At 60.6% G+C, this 18,044-nt stretch carries 13 protein-coding genes and 2 tRNA genes; 11 read left to right on the plus strand and 4 right to left on the minus strand.

The genetic code is table 11. The features are described from left to right. The first annotated feature begins 21 nt into the window (after window positions 1-21). The 3 genes from WIN67_RS02855 (at window position 22) to WIN67_RS02865 (ending at window position 4,630) form a co-directional block, all read left to right on the plus strand. Window positions 22-1,209, plus strand: a complete 1,188-nt coding sequence (locus WIN67_RS02855; protein WP_339070604.1) for an ATP phosphoribosyltransferase regulatory subunit — start codon at window positions 22-24, stop codon at window positions 1,207-1,209. 54 nt (window positions 1,210-1,263) lie between these two features. Further along, a complete protein-coding gene (locus WIN67_RS02860; protein ID WP_339070605.1) occupies window positions 1,264-2,556 on the plus strand; it encodes an adenylosuccinate synthase in 1,293 nt (430 codons plus the stop codon). A 139-nt stretch (window positions 2,557-2,695) separates the two neighbouring features. Continuing rightward, entirely contained in the window at window positions 2,696-4,630 is a 1,935-nt protein-coding gene (locus WIN67_RS02865) for a methyl-accepting chemotaxis protein (protein WP_102862914.1), read from the plus strand. Window positions 4,631-4,694: 64 nt separating this feature from the next. Here WIN67_RS02865 and WIN67_RS02870 read toward each other — a convergent pair whose 3' ends face one another. The 4 genes from WIN67_RS02870 to WIN67_RS02885 form a co-directional block, all read right to left on the minus strand. Next, window positions 4,695-6,260, minus strand: a complete 1,566-nt coding sequence (locus tag WIN67_RS02870) for an iron ABC transporter permease (RefSeq protein WP_339070606.1) — start codon at window positions 6,258-6,260, stop codon at window positions 4,695-4,697. After that, window positions 6,260-7,285 (minus strand): extracellular solute-binding protein, encoded by a 1,026-nt coding sequence (locus tag WIN67_RS02875; RefSeq protein ID WP_339070607.1) that lies wholly within the window; start codon window positions 7,283-7,285, stop codon window positions 6,260-6,262. Before WIN67_RS02875 ends, WIN67_RS02870 begins: the two co-directional genes overlap by 1 nt. Before the next feature lie 186 nt (window positions 7,286-7,471). Continuing rightward, a tRNA-Leu gene (locus WIN67_RS02880) sits at window positions 7,472-7,558 on the minus strand. A 165-nt stretch (window positions 7,559-7,723) separates the two neighbouring features. Then, a tRNA-Leu gene (locus tag WIN67_RS02885) sits at window positions 7,724-7,810 on the minus strand. A gap of 226 nt (window positions 7,811-8,036) precedes the next feature. Between WIN67_RS02885 and rnr the strand changes: the two genes are divergently transcribed. The 8 genes from rnr (at window position 8,037) to WIN67_RS02925 (ending at window position 17,762) form a co-directional block, all read left to right on the plus strand. Further along, window positions 8,037-10,664, plus strand: coding sequence for a ribonuclease R (rnr, locus tag WIN67_RS02890; RefSeq protein ID WP_339070608.1), 2,628 nt, complete (start codon window positions 8,037-8,039; stop codon window positions 10,662-10,664). Continuing rightward, window positions 10,661-11,428 carry a 23S rRNA (guanosine(2251)-2'-O)-methyltransferase RlmB gene (gene rlmB, locus WIN67_RS02895; protein ID WP_016964328.1) on the plus strand — a complete coding sequence of 256 codons (768 nt, stop codon included), beginning with the start codon at window positions 10,661-10,663 and terminating at the stop codon, window positions 11,426-11,428. Before rnr ends, rlmB begins: the two co-directional genes overlap by 4 nt. A gap of 249 nt (window positions 11,429-11,677) precedes the next feature. Next, a complete protein-coding gene (gene rpsF / locus WIN67_RS02900; protein WP_011058949.1) occupies window positions 11,678-12,103 on the plus strand; it encodes a 30S ribosomal protein S6 in 426 nt (141 codons plus the stop codon). A gap of 28 nt (window positions 12,104-12,131) precedes the next feature. Continuing rightward, window positions 12,132-12,362: a 30S ribosomal protein S18 gene (gene rpsR / locus WIN67_RS02905; protein ID WP_002551829.1), complete on the plus strand. Its 231-nt coding sequence runs from the start codon at window positions 12,132-12,134 to the stop codon at window positions 12,360-12,362. 36 nt (window positions 12,363-12,398) lie between these two features. After that, entirely contained in the window at window positions 12,399-13,292 is an 894-nt protein-coding gene (locus WIN67_RS02910; RefSeq protein WP_102862918.1) for a hypothetical protein, read from the plus strand. A gap of 19 nt (window positions 13,293-13,311) precedes the next feature. Further along, the gene (gene rplI / locus WIN67_RS02915) at window positions 13,312-13,758 is read left to right on the plus strand and encodes a 50S ribosomal protein L9 (RefSeq protein ID WP_020299422.1); all 447 of its coding nucleotides are present in this window, start codon (window positions 13,312-13,314) and stop codon (window positions 13,756-13,758) included. 123 nt (window positions 13,759-13,881) lie between these two features. Next, complete coding sequence (gene dnaB, locus WIN67_RS02920; RefSeq protein WP_007921486.1) at window positions 13,882-15,279, plus strand: replicative DNA helicase; 1,398 nt, start codon at window positions 13,882-13,884, stop codon at window positions 15,277-15,279. A 185-nt stretch (window positions 15,280-15,464) separates the two neighbouring features. Next, window positions 15,465-17,762 carry a YgiQ family radical SAM protein gene (locus tag WIN67_RS02925; protein WP_102862919.1) on the plus strand — a complete coding sequence of 766 codons (2,298 nt, stop codon included), beginning with the start codon at window positions 15,465-15,467 and terminating at the stop codon, window positions 17,760-17,762. Window positions 17,763-18,044: the final 282 nt, after the last annotated feature.

Here is an 18,044-nt window from a genome sequence, read left to right on the forward strand (position 1 = left end):
GGACCATAGGGGAATGGCGTAATGGCAACGGTAGACCGCTGGCTGCTGCCAGATGGCATCGAAGAAGTATTGCCGCCGGAAGCGGCGCGCATTGAAGTGGCGCGTCGTCAGGTGTTGGATCTGTTTCAGAGTTGGGGTTACGAGTTTGTCGTGACTCCCCATATCGAATACCTGGAATCCCTGCTGACAGGTGCCGGCCAGGACCTGGACCTGCGTACCTTCAAGGTCATCGACCCGCAGTCGGGTCGGCAGATGGGGTTTCGTGCCGACATTACGCCACAAGTGGCGCGAATCGATGCCCACACCCTGCGTCGCGAAGGGCCGAGCCGCCTGTGCTATGCCGGCAGCGTGCTGCATGCTCAGCCGCGGGCCTTGTCGTCCTCGCGCAGCCCGATCCAGTTGGGCGCCGAGTTGTACGGCGACGCCAGCCCGAGCAGCGACGTTGAGGTCATCAGTCTGATGTTGGCCATGCTGCAGTTGGCCGATGTGCCGGATGTGCACATGGATCTGGGGCATGTGGGCATCTACCGCGGCCTGGCCCAGGCTGCCGGCCTGTCCGGTGCCGTGGAGCAACAATTGTTCGATGCCCTGCAGCGCAAGGCGATCGATGAAGTCATCAGCCTGACCCAGGGCCTGCCGGCCGATCTGGCCGACATGCTGCGCTCCCTGGTGGAGTTGTGTGGTGGCCGCGAAGTATTGGGCGATGCTCGCCGTCGCCTGGCGGGTGCGCCGACCTCGGTGCTGATGGCCCTGGATGAATTGCTGACGATCGCCGAGCGCTTGTCGGTGCGTTTCCCTGATTTGCCCTTGTACTTCGATCTGGGCGAGCTGCGGGGCTATCACTACCACACGGGTGTGGTGTTCGCGGTGTTTGTACCGGGCGTGGGTCAATCCATCGCCCAGGGCGGTCGCTACGATGACATCGGAGCCGATTTTGGACGTGCCCGTCCAGCGACCGGTTTTTCTACCGATTTGAAAACCCTGGTGACCCTGGGGCGTGCTGAGGTCGAGCTGCCGTCTGGCGGTATCTGGATGCCTGACAGCACTGACGCGGCACTCTGGCAGACCGTCTGCCAGTTGCGCAGTGAGGGTCAGCGTGTCGTTCAGGCTCTGCCTGGACAACCTTTGGCCGCCGCCCGTGAAGCGGACTGCGACCGGCAATTGATTCAGCAGAATGGGCTTTGGCAAGTATTGCCGCTGGCTTCTTGAGTTTTCCTGCCGGCGGCTGCCGGCACCAAGTTTGCGCGAATGAGGACAAGTGTTATGGGTAAGAATGTCGTAGTCCTGGGCACCCAGTGGGGTGATGAGGGCAAAGGCAAGATCGTTGATCTGCTGACCGAACATGCCGCCGCCGTAGTGCGCTACCAAGGTGGCCACAACGCTGGCCACACTTTGGTAATCGATGGTGAGAAGACCGTCCTGCACCTGATTCCGTCTGGCGTGCTGCGCGAAGGCGTGCAGTGCCTGATCGGTAACGGCGTAGTGGTAGCACCGGATGCCTTGATGCGTGAAATCGTCAAGCTGGAAGAGAAAGGCGTACCGGTGCGTGAGCGCCTGCGTATCAGCCCTTCCTGCCCGCTGATCCTGTCCTATCACGTAGCCCTGGACCAGGCCCGCGAGAAGGCTCGTGGCGAGCAGAAGATCGGTACTACCGGTCGCGGCATCGGCCCGGCTTACGAAGACAAGGTTGCCCGTCGCGGGCTGCGCATCGGTGATCTGTTCCACCGCGAGCGTTTCGCCGCCAAGCTGGGCGAGTTGCTGGACTACCACAACTTCGTGCTGGTCAATTACTACAAAGAGCCGGCCATCGACTTCCAGAAGACTCTGGACGAGTGCATGGAATACGCCGAGCTGCTCAAGCCGATGATGCTCGACGTCACCGCCGAGCTGCACCAGCTGCGTCGCGCCGGCAAGGACATCATGTTCGAAGGCGCCCAGGGTTCGCTGCTGGACATCGACCACGGCACCTATCCGTATGTCACCAGCTCCAACACCACCGCTGGCGGCATCGCCACCGGTTCGGGCGTGGGCCCGATGTACCTGGACTACATCCTGGGCATCACCAAGGCCTACACCACTCGTGTGGGTTCGGGTCCGTTCCCGACTGAGCTGTTCGATGACGTCGGCGCTTTCCTGGCCAAGCGTGGCCACGAGTTCGGTGCGACTACCGGTCGTGCCCGTCGTTGCGGCTGGTTCGATGCCGTGATCCTGCGTCGCGCCATCGACGTCAACAGCATCTCGGGCCTGTGCCTGACCAAGCTGGACGTACTGGACGGCCTGGAAACCATCAATATCTGTGTTGGCTACAAGAACCAGGATGGTGCAGTCATCGACGCGCCTACCGACGCCGATAGCTACATCGGCCTGGAGCCGGTGTACGAGCAGATGCCGGGCTGGAGCGAATCGACCCTGGGTGCCAAGACCCTGGAAGAGCTGCCTGCCGCTGCTAAGGCCTACATCAAGCGCATCGAAGAGTTGGTCGGCGCGCCGATCGACATTATTTCGACGGGCCCGGACCGCAACGAAACCATCGTTCTGCGCCATCCGTTTGCTTGATAAGTCGTTGATGTAAAAACCAAAGGGCCCTTGATTGGGCCCTTTGTCGTTTCTGTCCGCCGTGCGGCACGACCCTTGCTGTGAAACTCGCTTCTAGAGTGCCATCAGAATAATGGCGCCAAAAGTAGAGGGATTTCCTGTGTCGGCCGTTCTCTCACTGTTACAAAGCCGTTTACTGCGGCCTGTGTTCGTTACTCTCGGTATCGCCCTTTTGGTGCAGGTAGTGCTCGCCGTTGCCCTGACTCGGAGCACGGTGACTGCCCTGGAGGCCGATCTGGCTGCGCGTTTGGGTGTTGATAGCCAGAAGTTGTCTGGCGAACTCGAACAGGCGGGCAAGGAAGTCACTTCCAGTCTGGAAAGCCTGTCCAGCAGTACGCGTCAGCGTCTGACGGCGGGGCTATCTTCGCGTCTAAAGGAGGAGCAGGTCCAGCTGCGTGCAGCGCTGGAGAAGGACCTTAAGGACTCCGCCAATGATATGGCCCAGTTGCTGGCCTCTGTGGCGCCTCGTGCCATGTGGGACAGTGATGTGCCGACTCTGTCCGAGTTCGCACGGCGTGCCCAGCGTAACCCCAACGTACTGTTCGTGGTCTATGACGATGCAGCAGGTGAGCATCTGACTCGCTATCTGAATCGTGAGAATCCGATCAACAAGGCCCTGTTGGAAAAGGGCAAGGGCGATCGGGCCTTGGACAAGGTTCTGGATGCCGCCAAGAACGATCCTTCTGTCTACTACCTTGAGGCGTCGATCAATCCTAATGGAGTGGAAATCGGCAAGGTGCTGATGGGGGTGTCCACGGCCTCGGTAGAGGCAGATATCGCCGCCTTGGATCAGCGCTTCGGGGCATTGATCGCCAGCAGTGACCAGTTGGTTGGAGACAGTCTCAAGGGAGCCTCCGCCGACAGTTCGGCGGCCATGCGCTCGCGCTTGCAATCGGCTCAGGCCACTGCCGCGCAGATGCAGGCCAATACCGCAAGCACGGTGCAGGAGGCTGCGGCCACCTTGCGCTGGCAGATCGGTGTTGGCCTGGCGCTGGTGGGGTTGGCCCTGCTGCTGTTGCTGGCGGTAGTGTTGGGGCGGCGAGTGGTGAACAAACTGCATCTGTTGATCACGGCTCTCAACGATCTGGCAGCAGGCGAAGGGGATCTGACCAAGCGCGTGCCCCTCAACAGCAATGATGAGATCGGTGATATGGCCTCGGCGGTGAATCGCTTTGTGGATAAGTTGCAGCCCATTGTGCGTGAAGCGGGCGATGTGGCGCAGCGTACCGGTGTGGAGATTGGGGCTATGAGCCTGCGCAATGCTGGGGCGGATGCAGCGGCTGAGGCGCAGCGTGACGAAGTGGCCGAAAGCTTGCGGGCGCTATCGCAGATGGCTGATGAGGCCCAGGCGGAAAGCCAGGCGATGCAGGCGGCGCTGCAGCAGGTGGTGGAGATCCGTCAGGCCACTGACGAGAACACCCGCACTTCGGAGCAGGTCGGCAGCCTGATCGAAGCCCTGGCCGGGCAGGTGGATACCGGGGCCAAGGTGATCGAGCGCCTGGCTCAGCAGAGCGAGCAGATCGAGGTGGTGCTGACGGTGATTCATGGCATTGCCGAACAGACCAACCTGCTGGCGCTGAATGCGGCGATCGAAGCAGCGCGCGCCGGTGAAACCGGGCGCGGGTTTGCCGTGGTGGCGGATGAGGTGCGAGCCCTGGCCAGCAAGACCCAGAGTTCCACAGGCGATATCCAGGCCCATATCGGCGCGTTGCAACAGGGCGCGCGGGAGGCGGTGGCGGCTATTGGCCAGGCCGGCCGTCAGGCCAGCGAGGGTTTGCTGGTGCTGCGTGACAGTGTCCGCCTGCAGCAGACGGTGCAGTCTTCGGTCGAACAGGTGCATGCCGCAATTGGCTTGGCCACCCAGGCTGCAGCGCATCAGGCTCAGGGTGCGCAAGCGGTGCGGGGGCGGGTGGAAACCATTCATGCCCAGGCCGAGCGAGCGGCTCAGGCTGTGGTGGAGACCACCGCCAGCGGCAAGGTGCTGGACAGCCTGGCGGCGCAGCTCAAGGCCAGTCTGGGGCAGTTCCGCGCTTGATCTTTCGCTGGCCGGCTGGCTCCTACGTTGCTTTGTAGGAGTCGGTGTGCCGGCGAAGCACTTCTCAACGGCTCAGATACATCCGCGTCGTCAGCAGATACACCGGCAGCCCAGACACCAGAATCAGCAGTGCTGCATAAGGTGCCGCGGCCGCAAACTGCACATTCGCGGTATGGGCCCAGACCTCTGTGGCCAGGGTATTGAGCCCGGTCGGGCTGAGCAGCAAGGTTGCAGTCAGCTCTTTCATCGCATCCAGAAACACCAGGGCGAAGGCCGCGCCCAGTGCTGGAAAGATGATCGGCAACGTCACCCGGCAAAAAGCACTGAATGACGATGCTCCCAGGGTTCTTGCCGCTTCTTCCAGTTGCGGCGCAGCCTTGTTCAGGGCGGTGCGGATGGGCGCCTGTGCCAGGGGCAGGAACAGCAAGGCATAGGCGATCAGTAACAGCGCCGAGGTTTGATACAGCACCGGCACATAGTGCAGGGCGAAGTACACCAGCGTCAGGGCGATCACCAGGCCGGGCAGGGCATGCAACAGGTAGGGCAGACGCTCGGCCCAGATGGCCAGTCGTCCCTTGTGACGCACCACTAGCAGTCCCACAGGAACCGCCAGCGCCAGGCACAGGGCGGCACCGCCCAGGGACAGCGCCAGGGAGGAAAGCAGTGCTTCGCCGATGGCTGCCACCGGGAAAGCGGCCGATGAACCCACGGCCAGCCAGTAGGCAAGCATGCCCAGGGGAACGCCGCTGCCAATCAAGGCCAGTAGCAGGCAGTAGATTTGTCCGCCTGCGGACCAGCGTCCCAGGCGTACCTGTTCTGCATGTCGCGCTGCACCTTGGCCGGTGCGTACGTGACGCCCCTTGCCACGAACCCGCAGCTCTAGACCCAGCAGTATCAGGCACAGCACCAGCAGTACCGCCGAGAGCATGGCTGCGTTGGCGTTGCTGAACTCCAGCTCGAATTGCTGATAGATCGCCGTGGTAAAGGTTTGCAGGCCGATGATCGACAGGGCGCCGAATTCCACCAGCATGTGCAGGGCAATCAACAGGGCTCCTGCCAGTAACGATGGCCAGAGCAGGGGCAGGGTGATCTTGAAGAACACGCCCCAGCGATTTTGCCCAAGGGTGCGTGCGGACTCTTCGAGGGAGGGGTCAAGATTGCGTAGGGTGGCTGCCACTGGCAGGAACACTAGAGGGTATTTGGACAGGGTCATCACCAGGATCGCACCGCCCAGTCCTTCGAATCCGGCGCTCAGGGACACCCAGGTGAAGCTGCTGATGAAGGCCGGTACGGCGAAGGGCAGGCACAGCACTACGCCCCAGATCCGTCGCCCTGGCAGATCGCTGCGTTCCAGCAGCCAAGCCAGGGATAGGCCGATCATTGCGCAGGCGATGGTGACTCCCAGCATCAGTAGCAAGGTGTTGCTTAGCAGGCGGAATACATAAGGGCGCCACAGCAGGTGCAGCGCTTCGGCCCAGCCGGCTTGCCAGGCCTTGAGCCCGACATACAGCAGAGGCAGCAGGCTCAGGCAAACCAGTAGCAATACCGGCAGCAGCAGCCAGATCGATGGTCGCTTGCGCCTCGGCACGTAAGGCGTGCGCGAGGCGGGGGCGCAGAGTGGTGGACTCATCAGTTCAGGCCGACGTCGCGTTCCAGGTCCAGTGCTTCCTCGGCATTTCCGAGGTCGGCCGGGGTTACTTTCGGAGCCTGCAGTTCACTGAATGGCTTGAGGCCGCGATCCGACTCCATGCCTTTATGCAGTGGGTACTCGGCGGTGGTCTGGGTGATCACCCGCTGACCCTCTTCGCTGGCCATATAGGCAAGGAACTGTTGAGCTTCTTTCGGGTGTTTGCTGGACTTGAGCACTGCGGCGCTGGAGACCGTGATCAGGCCACCAACATCGCCGCCGGTGAAATAGTGCAGCTTCGAGTCCAGTTGACCTTTTTCCCGTTGCAGTGCGAACCAGTAGTAGTTGTTCACCAGGACGCTGGCCACTTCGCCGTTTTCCACGGCCTTGAGGGCTACCATGTTATTGCTATAGACCTTGCCGAATGCCCGCAGGCCGGTCAGCCACTCTTCTGCTGCATCCATGCCGTGCAATTTGATGATGGCCACGGCTTGTTCCTGGAAGGCGCCGCTGGTCGGTACGAAACCGACCTTGCCTTGCCACTGTGGCTGGGAGAACTCCATCACCGACTTGGGCAGGTCTTTCTCATTGATCAGTTTCGGGTTGAAAGCCACCACTCGCACTCGAGCAGTGATGCCGATCCAGGTGCCGTTGCTGGCTACGTATTCCTTGGGCAGGACGGCCAGGGTCGCGGCATCGGTCTGGGCAAGCAGGCCTTGTTCGCCCAGTTTGTTCAGGGGCGGGGACTCTTCGGTGTAGATCACATCAGCGGGGGAGCGATCGCCTTCTTCGACGACCTGGCTGGCCAACTGATTGCTGCTGCCCTTGCGCACGTTGACGTGGATGCCGGTCTTGGCTTCGAAGGCCTTGGCAACGGCATCGCCGACTTCCTTGTGCTGGCCGTTATACAGGGTCAGGGAAACCGGATCGGCTGCCTGGGTGAGTGGAGATGCCAGGGTCAGTCCCAGCAAAGTGATGGTCAAGCCACGCAGAAGGGATGTTGGAGGGAGGGTGTTTCTGAACATCATTCGCAGGTTTCCTCACTGTAGTGCCGCAAAAACTTGTAACAATCATAAACGATATCGTTTCTCATGTGCGCTTTGCGGGTACGACGGCGGGGGCGATGAGGCGAGGGAATACCTGGAGGCAGAAACGCAAAAACCCGCTTTCGCGGGTTTTTGAGAGACTTGAAAGCGATGCTCTCAAGTTTGAATTGGTGCCCAGAAGAAGACTCGAACTTCCACGACCTTGCGGTCACCAGCACCTGAAGCTGGCGTGTCTACCAATTTCACCATCTGGGCAGTATCGACGTCGTCGCCGTGTCGATGGAGCGCACTATACGGACCGTGTTTTGATCTGTAAACCCCTGTTTTGGTTTTATTAAATCAAACACTTAGAATGCAAAAACCCGCTTTCGCGGGTTTTTGTTTGAGTCTTGAAATTGATCTAATCTCAAGCTCTTGAATTGGTGCCCAGAAGAAGACTCGAACTTCCACGACCTTGCGGTCACCAGCACCTGAAGCTGGCGTGTCTACCAATTTCACCATCTGGGCAGTATCGCTGACGTCTCCGTCGTCGATGGCGCGCACTATACGGAGGCTCTTTTAAGCTGTAAACCCCCGATTTCAAAAAAGTTTGAAAAAAGTCTCCGGTGGCAGGCGTGAGGATGTTTCTGAGGCGGCGATGAGGATTTTTCCAGCGTTGTCTGAGCCTGAAATTTCCCGTTTCAATACGCGTATGCCAAACTAACCCGCATATAGACAAGGTGAAATTTATCTAATGGCCGATTGGCAGTCCCTCGATCCCGAGGCCGCTCGTGAAGCGGAAAAATACGAAAACCCTATTCCTAGCCGCGAACTCATCCTCCAGCACCTTGCTGATCGGGGTTCGCCTGCTAGTCGCGAGCAGTTGGTAGAAGAGTTCGGTCTGACCACAGAGGACCAACTTGAAGCTTTGCGCCGCCGCCTACGCGCCATGGAGCGCGACGCTCAACTGATCTACACCCGCCGCGGCACTTATGCGCCGGTGGACAAGCTCGACCTGATCCTCGGTCGTATCAGCGGCCACCGCGACGGCTTCGGCTTTCTGGTGCCGGATGATGGCAGCGACGACCTGTTCATGAGTCCGGCGCAAATGCGCCTGGTATTCGATGGTGACCGCGCCTTGGCCAGAGTTTCCGGCCTGGATCGTCGTGGTCGCCGCGAAGGCGTGATCGTCGAAGTGGTATCTCGTGCCCATGAAAGCATCGTGGGGCGTTACTTTGAAGAGGGCGGTATTGGCTTTGTGGTAGCAGATAACCCGAAGATCCAGCAAGAAGTGCTGGTGACGCCGGGGCGTAATGCCAATGCCAAGGTCGGTCAGTTCGTTGAAGTGAAGATTACTCACTGGCCGACGCCGCGCTTCCAGCCACAAGGCGACGTAGTTGAAGTGGTTGGCAACTACATGGCGCCGGGCATGGAAATCGACGTTGCCCTGCGCACCTACGATATTCCCCATGTCTGGCCCGAGGCCGTGCTCAAAGAGGCTGCCAAGCTCAAGCCGGAAGTGGAGGAGAAGGACAAGGAGAGGCGCATTGATCTGCGCGACCTGCCTTTTGTCACCATCGATGGTGAAGACGCTCGCGACTTCGACGACGCGGTGTTCTGCGAAGCCAAGCCCGGCAAGCTGCGCCTGTTCGGCGGCGGCTGGAAACTGTACGTGGCCATTGCCGACGTCTCCAGCTACGTGAAGATTGGTTCGGCTCTGGATGCTGAAGCCCAGGTGCGTGGCAACTCGGTGTATTTCCCCGAGCGGGTTATCCCGATGCTGCCTGAGCAGCTTTCCAATGGCCTGTGCTCGCTGAACCCGAAAGTTGATCGCCTGGCCATGGTTTGTGAGATGACCATCTCCAAGTCCGGCGAAATGACCGATTACCAGTTCTATGAAGCGGTGATCCACTCCAAGGCGCGACTGACCTACAACAAGGTCAGCGCCATGCTCGAGCAGCCGAAAACCACCGAAGCCAAGCAACTGCGCGGTGAGTACGCGGATGTCGTACCGCACCTTAAGCAATTGTATGCGCTGTACAAGGTCCTGCTCGGTGCTCGTCATACCCGTGGCGCCATCGACTTTGAAACCCAGGAAACCCGGATCATCTTCGGTTCCGAGCGCAAGATCGCCGAAATTCGTCCAACCACGCGCAACGATGCTCACAAACTGATTGAGGAGTGCATGCTGGCGGCCAACGTGGCCACCGCCGAGTTCCTCAAGAAGCACGAGATTCCGGCCTTGTACCGGGTGCACGACGGTCCGCCGCCGGAGCGTCTGGAGAAGCTGCGTGCCTTCCTTGGTGAACTGGGCCTGTCCCTGCATAAAGGCAAGGATGGTCCTACGCCGAAGGACTACCAGGCGCTGCTGGAAACCATCAAGGATCGTCCGGATTACCACCTGATCCAGACCGTGATGCTGCGCTCGCTGAGCCAGGCGGTGTACAGCGCTGATAATCAGGGCCACTTCGGCCTGAATTACGAAGCCTATACCCACTTCACTTCGCCGATCCGTCGTTACCCGGACCTGCTGACCCACCGGGCCATTCGCAGTGTCATCCACTCCAAGCAAGACACGCCGCACGTGCGTCGAGCCGGAGCGATGAGTATTCCGAAAGCGCGTATCTATCCGTACGACGAGGCCATCCTCGAGCAGCTCGGCGAGCAGTGCTCGATGAGTGAGCGTCGCGCCGACGAAGCCACTCGTGACGTGGTGAACTGGCTCAAGTGCGAGTTCATGAAGGATCGCGTCGGCGAATCCTTCCCTGGCGTGATCACCGCGGTCACCGGTTTTGGTCTGTTCGTCGAACTCACCGATATCTACGTCGAAGGCCTGGTGCATGTCACTGCGCTGCCAGGTGACTACTACCACTTCGATCCTGTGCATCACCGCTTGGCGGGCGAGCGCACCGGTCGCAGCTTCCGCTTGGGCGACACCGTGGAAGTGCGGGTCATGCGCGTAGATTTGGACGAGCGCAAAATCGATTTCGAGATGGCCGAAAAGACCATTGCTGCACCTATTGGCCGCAAAAAGCGGGGGGCTGCGGACGTGCCGGCGAGCAAGGCCGTCGAAGAGCCAGCTCCAGCGAAGGCGGGGCGTCGCAGCTCTGCCAAGGAGAAAGCGGTCGAGGCTTACCGTCCGAGCGATGCGGCGGCAAAAAACGCCGAAGTACGCAAAAGTCGTGAAATGAAACAGGCGCTGCTAGCGGGAGCCAAAGGCGGTGGTAAAGCGGCGTCTGGGGGAAAGTCCGGCAAATCGGTTCCGGCCAGAGACAGCGACCGGCCAGCCAAACCGAGCAAACATCGTAAAGGTCCGCCCAAGGCGGGCTCCGCTTCCGGCGCGAAAAGCGGCGGCGCGCGCAAACCTAAGGCCAAGTCATGAGTCAGTTGGAAAAGATCTACGGCGTGCATGCTGTAGAAGCGTTGCTGCGTCACCATCCCAAGCGGGTCAAGCAGATCTGGTTGGCTGAAGGGCGCAGTGACCCACGGGTTCAGGTGCTGGTGGATCTGGCTGCGCAGAACCGTGTGTCGGTTGGCCAGGCCGAGCGACGCGAGATGGACGCCTGGGTTGAGGGCGTGCACCAGGGGGTGGTGGCGGAAGTCAGCCCAAGCCAGGTGTGGGGCGAAGCCATGCTCGACGAGCTGCTGGATCGCACCGAGGGCGCGCCGCTGTTGCTGGTGTTGGATGGCGTGACCGATCCGCACAACCTTGGCGCCTGCCTGCGTACCGCCGATGCGGCGGGTGCCCTGGCGGTGCTGGTGCCCAAGGACAAGTCGGCCACTCTGACCCCGACCGTACGTAAGGTGGCTTGCGGCGCTGCCGAAGTGATTCCGCTGGTGGCGGTGACCAATCTGGCCCGTACCCTGGAAAAGCTTCAGCAGCGCGGCCTGTGGATCGTCGGTACCGCCGGCGAGGCCGAGCAGGAGTTGTACGATCAGGACCTGACCGGCCCGACCATCATCATCATGGGGGCCGAAGGCAAGGGCATGCGTCGCCTGACTCGCGAGCACTGCGACTATCTGGTGCGCCTGCCAATGGCCGGCAGCGTCAGCAGCCTCAACGTCTCCGTGGCCACGGGTGTCTGCCTGTTCGAAGCCATGCGCCAGCGCGGCGCCAAGGCCAAGGCCGTCGCCAAGAAAGCCTGATCTATCCCGTAGGAGCCGGCTTGCCGGCGAACCACGCCTTGCCGTCCATTGCCGGCTCGTTGGCTCCTGCAGGTGATTGTTCAAATAATCACCAATTGCCTTGCGCCGCTGTTCCCCCTTCTCTACAATTGCGCCCCTTGCCGTGACGGCAGGCGCATATGTGCCTACTAACAGGCAAGACACACCAGTGTCATTCACTCCTTGTCTGACCGCTTATAGGCGGCAGGCTACAACCCGTAAGGAGCATTCATGCGTCATTACGAAATCATCTTTTTGGTCCACCCGGATCAAAGCGAGCAAGTCGGCGGCATGGTTGAGCGTTACACCAAGCTGATCGAAGAAGACGGCGGCAAAATCCACCGTCTGGAAGACTGGGGCCGTCGTCAACTGGCCTACGCAATCAACAATGTTCACAAGGCTCACTACGTGATGCTGAACGTTGAGTGCACCGGTAAAGCCCTGGCTGAGCTGGAAGACAACTTCCGTTACAACGATGCTGTGATCCGTAACCTGGTCATCCGTCGCGAAGAAGCCATCACTGGCCAATCCGAGATGCTCAAGGCTGAAGAAAACCGCAGTGAGCGCCGTGAGCGTCGTGACCGTCCTGAGCATGCTGACAGCGCCGATGGCGATGACAGCGACAACAGCGACGCCAGCGATAACGCTGACGAGTAATCCACGGACCTTTTGAGGAGCCAATTACATGGCACGTTTCTTCCGTCGTCGTAAATTCTGCCGCTTCACCGCTGAAGACGTGAAAGAGATCGATTACAAAGATCTCAACACTCTGAAAGCCTACGTATCCGAGACCGGCAAAATCGTTCCAAGCCGCATCACCGGTACCAAAGCTCGTTATCAGCGTCAGCTGGCCACCGCTATCAAGCGCGCCCGCTTCCTGGCCCTGCTGGCCTACACCGACAGCCACGGCCGCTGAGACCGGGCAGTCGACAAGTAGTAAGGGATTGAATGCATGCGCGCCTTAGCTGAGTTCATCATGCGCGGTCGTATGCAGGCCACTCTGGTAGTGGCTGGCTGTTCGGCATTGCCGTTGTTGTATTGGTTGGGTGCTGCCGCGGGGAGCCTGGTGCTTCTGCGGCGCGGGTTGAAGGATGCCCTTGGTGTCCTCGCTCTGGGAATGCTGCCGGCTTTGTTCTGGTGGCTGGCGTTCGATGACCCGCGAGCATTTCTGGTGCTGGTGGGGTCTTCGAGTCTTGCGTTGGTTTTGCGCGCAGGCGAGTCCTGGAGCCGCGTGCTGCTGGTCAGCATAGCGATGGGGTTGGTGTTTGCTGGAGTCCTGGGTGCGGCTTTCCGCCCTCAGATCGAAGCGTTGTCGCAGGAATTGATAAAGATCCTGCCGATGGCCTTGGGTGAGGTCTACCAGCAGTTATCGGTTGAAGAGCGAGCTCGTCTTGCCACGCTGATTGCACCGATCCTGACCGGCCTGATAGCGGCCTTGTTGCAAGCCATCAGCGTGCTGAGCCTGATTCTTGGGCGTTACTGGCAGGCTGTGTTGTATAACCCGGGTGGTTTTGGTCGCGAGTTTCGCGCCATCAGAATCCCTCTTGGGCCAGCGATGTTGCTGCTGGCGTGCATGTTGGTGGGGCCGAACTTCGGACCTCAACTGGCCATGCTCACGCCGATGTGCAGTGTCCCGCTGGCTTTTGCCGGGCTGGCCCTGATTCACGGGCTGGTGGCGCAAGGGCGACTGGCCAGATTCTGGCTGGTGGGGTTGTACGTCACGCTGTTGCCATTCATGCAGCTGATCTATCCGTTGCTAGTGGTCCTGGCCATTGTCGACAGTCTGGTTGATTTTCGCGGTCGTTTGGCGCCGAAAGACGCCGATAACGCGAACGGTGAAGGTTAAAAGTTAAGAGGATTTTCACATGCAACTGATCCTTCTGGAAAAAGTCGCCAACCTGGGCAACCTGGGCGACAAAGTGAACGTTAAGGCTGGTTACGGCCGTAACTACCTGCTGCCTTACGGCAAAGCCACCGCTGCTACCGCTGCCAACCTGGCTGCGTTCGAAGAGCGTCGTGCTGAGCTGGAAAAACTGGCTGCAGACCGTAAAGCTTCGGCTGAAAGCCGCGCTGCCCAACTGGCCGAGCTGGAAGTGACCATCACTGCCACCGCCGGTGACGAAGGCAAGCTGTTCGGTTCGATCGGCACCCACGACATCGCTGATGCACTGACCGCCTCCGGCGTTGAAGTTGCAAAAAGCGAAGTTCGTCTGCCGAACGGCACCATCCGCAACGTAGGTGAATTCGACGTAGCCGTGCACCTGCACGCTGAAGTTGAAGCAACCGTACGCGTTGTCGTGGTGGCTGCTTAAGCAGTACCAAATCGTCTGGCACCTTGTGTGGCTGACGGTTAACATCGGGCACGATCCTGTTTACAGGTCGTGCCCTTTGTCTTTCTGCTGATCCTGATTTTCACCCCCGAATTCCAAGTGGCCATGAACGATATTTCCGCTCCCGAGCAATACGATCTGCAAACCGCTGCCCTGAAGGTGCCGCCGCATTCCATCGAGGCCGAACAGGCCGTGCTCGGTGGTCTGATGCTGGACAACAACGCCTGGGAACGCGTGTTGGATCAAGTGTCCGACGGCGATTTCTATCGGCATGACCACCGTTTGATCTTCCGCGCCATCGCCAAGCTGGCCGATCAGAACATGCCCATCGACGTGGTCACCCTGTCCGAGCAGTTGGACAAGGAAGGCCAGACCTCCCAGGTCGGCGGCCTGGGCTATCTCGGCGAGCTGGCCAAGAACACCCCGTCGGTGGCCAACATCAAGGCCTATGCGCAGATCGTTCGCCAGCGGGCGACCCTGCGCCAACTGATCGGCATCAGTACCGAGATCGCTGACAGCGCCTTCAACCCTGAAGGTCGCACCGCCGAAGAGATCCTCGACGAGGCCGAACGGCAGATCTTCCAGATTGCCGAGGCGCGGCCCAAGACCGGCGGTCCGGTGGGCGTCAACGAGTTGCTGACCAAGGCCATCGACCGCATCGATACCCTGTTCAACACCGACAACGCCATCACCGGCCTGTCCACCGGCTACACCGACCTCGACGAGAAGACCAGCGGCCTGCAACCGGCCGACTTGATCATCGTCGCCGGCCGTCCGTCCATGGGTAAGACCACCTTCGCCATGAACCTGGTGGAGAACGCGGTGCTGCGCAGCGACAAGGCGGTGCTGGTGTACTCCTTGGAGATGCCAGGCGAATCGCTGATCATGCGTATGCTGTCCTCCCTGGGCCGCATCGACCAGACCAAGGTCCGTTCCGGCCAGCTGGAAGACGACGACTGGCCGCGCCTGACCTCGGCGGTCAACCTGCTCAACGACCGCAAGCTGTTCATCGACGACACCGCGGGTATCAGCCCTTCGGAGATGCGTGCGCGGACCCGTCGCCTGGTGCGTGAGCATGGCGACATCGCGCTGATCATGATCGACTACCTGCAGCTGATGCAGATCCCGGGGTCCAGCGGTGACAACCGGACCAACGAGATTTCCGAGATCTCCCGGTCCCTCAAAGCCCTGGCCAAGGAATTCAACTGCCCGGTGGTGGCCCTGTCCCAGCTCAACCGCTCTCTGGAACAACGTCCCAACAAGCGCCCGGTGAACTCCGACTTGCGGGAATCCGGAGCGATCGAGCAGGACGCCGACGTGATCATGTTCGTGTACCGGGATGAGGTGTATCACCCCGAGACCGAGCACAAGGGCATTGCCGAGATCATCATCGGCAAGCAGCGGAACGGCCCCATCGGCTTTATCCGCCTGGCGTTCATCGGCAAGTACACCCGCTTCGAGAACCTTGCGCCGGGCAGTTACAACTTCGACGACGACGAATAACCCGCCCGTTCGCTGGCAATTCGCTTGCCGGCGCCCAGCTGTAGGTGCCGGCTCGCCGGCGAATCGGGCTGCACCGAATTCCGACCATAATGGTCGGAATTGGTTATTTTTTGTGCTATATTCCGCGCCCGCGAATTTCCCTGTGAATCAACGCGTCCCTATCCAAGCCAACACCGGTCATCGACATGCAAGCAGCCAAGCCGTTATTTGACTATCCAAAGTACTGGGCCGAATGTTTCGGGCCAGCACCATTCCTGCCCATGAGCAGGGAGGAGATGGATCAGCTCGGCTGGGATTCCTGCGACATCATCATCGTCACCGGTGATGCCTACGTCGATCACCCCTCGTTCGGCATGGCGATCATCGGCCGGCTGCTGGAGTCCCAGGGCTTTCGCGTGGGGATCATCGCCCAGCCCAACTGGCAGTCCAAAGACGACTTCATGAAGCTCGGCGAGCCGAACCTGTTCTTCGGTGTCGCCGCCGGCAACATGGACTCGATGATCAACCGCTACACCGCCGACAAGAAAGTCCGCTCCGACGACGCCTACACCCCGGGCGGCCTGGCGGGCAAGCGTCCGGACCGCGCCAGCCTGGTGTACAGCCAGCGCTGCAAGGAAGCCTACAAGCATGTGCCGATCGTCCTGGGCGGCATCGAGGCTTCCCTGCGCCGTATTGCTCACTACGACTACTGGCAGGATCGGGTGCGCAACTCGATCCTGATCGACGCCAGCGCCGACATCCTGCTGTACGGCAACGCCGAGCGGGCCATCGTTGAAGTGGCTCAGCGCCTGTCCTATGGCCACAAGATCGAAGACATCACCGACGTGCGCGGCACCGCCTTCATCCGCCGCGATACGCCCAAAGACTGGTACGAAGTGGACTCCACCCGTATCGACCGCCCGGGCAAGATCGACAAGATCATCAACCCCTACGTCAATACCCAGGACACCCAGGCCTGCGCCATCGAGCAGGAGAAGGGCCCGGTTGAAGATCCGAGCGAAGCCAAGGTGGTGCAGATCCTTGCCAGCCCGCGGATGACCCGGGACAAGACCGTGATCCGCCTGCCGTCCATGGAGAAGGTGCGCAACGACCCGGTCCTGTACGCCCACGCCAACCGCGTGCTGCACCTGGAAACCAACCCGGGCAACGCCCGCGCCCTGGTGCAGAAACATGGCGAAGTGGACGTGTGGTTCAACCCGCCGCCCATTCCCATGACCACCGAGGAAATGGACTACGTGTTCGGCATGCCTTACCAGCGCGTTCCGCACCCGGCCTATGGCAAGGAAAAAATCCCGGCCTACGACATGATCCGCTTCTCGGTGAACATCATGCGCGGCTGCTTCGGTGGCTGTACCTTCTGCTCCATCACCGAGCACGAAGGGCGGATCATCCAGAACCGTTCCGAAGAGTCGATCATTCGCGAGATCGAAGAAATCCGCGACAAGGTTCCCGGTTTTACCGGAGTGATCTCCGACCTTGGCGGCCCGACCGCGAACATGTACCGCATTGCCTGCAAGAGCCCGGAGATCGAATCCGCGTGCCGCAAGCCGTCCTGCGTGTTCCCCGGCATCTGCCCGAACCTGAACACCGACCATTCGTCGTTGATCCAGCTGTATCGCAGTGCTCGCGCCTTGCCCGGGGTGAAGAAGATCCTCATCGCTTCCGGCCTGCGCTATGACCTGGCGGTGGAATCGCCGGAGTACGTCAAGGAGCTGGTGACCCACCACGTGGGTGGCTACCTGAAGATTGCTCCGGAACACACCGAGGAAGGTCCGCTCAATCAGATGATGAAGCCGGGCATCGGTACCTACGACCGCTTCAAGCGGATGTTCGAGAAGTACTCCAAGGAAGCGGGCAAGGAGCAGTACCTGATTCCGTACTTCATCGCCGCCCACCCGGGGACCACCGACGAAGACATGATGAACCTGGCCCTGTGGCTCAAGGGCAACGGTTTCCGCGCCGACCAGGTGCAGGCGTTCTATCCGTCGCCGATGGCCACCGCCACCGCCATGTACCACTCGGGCAAGAACCCGCTGCGCAAGGTCACCTACAAGAGCGACGGCGTGACCATCGTCAAGAGCGAGGAGCAGCGTCGCCTGCACAAGGCGTTCCTGCGCTACCACGATCCCAAGGGCTGGCCGATGCTGCGCGAGGCCCTGCTGCGCATGGGGCGTGGCGACCTGATCGGCCCGGGCAAGCACCAGCTGATTCCGACCCATCAGCCGGCCACCGACAGCTACCAGAGCGCCCGCCGCAAGAATTCGACACCGGCCGGCAGCCACAAGGTGGCCAAGGAAACCAAGATCCTGACCCAGCACACCGGCCTGCCGCCGCGTGGCAGTGACGGTGGCAATGCCTGGGACAAGCGTGAGCAGGCCAAGGCCGCCGCCTTTGCCCGCAACAAGCAGGCCGCCAAGGAGCGTGCCGATGCGGCCAAGGGCAAAGGCAAGAAGCCAACCCGCAAGCCGGTGGTACCGCGCTAGACAACAGAACGCCAGCTCCTCGGAGCTGGCGTTTTTGTTTTGGCTGCCGATCGCGGTGCAAGCCGGTCTTGTTGGCGGTCCGTTGTCAGCGTTGGCGCATTGAGCTGGCGCTGCATTAACAGTGCGAGCGCAGCCGCTTCGGGTCATGCCGTCTGGCACATTTCTGTGCAGTGAGCTGCACAGGGATGCACCGGTTGCGCGGTTTTGGTGCTGTACTGCCCCGAGTCGTTGAACAACCCCCCGGACTTGGGCCCTGGCACAAGTCTTGCGCGGGTTCATCCA

It is taken from the genome of Pseudomonas idahonensis, assembly GCF_037903935.1.
Taxonomy (GTDB): Bacteria; Pseudomonadota; Gammaproteobacteria; order Pseudomonadales; family Pseudomonadaceae; genus Aquipseudomonas; species Aquipseudomonas danubii.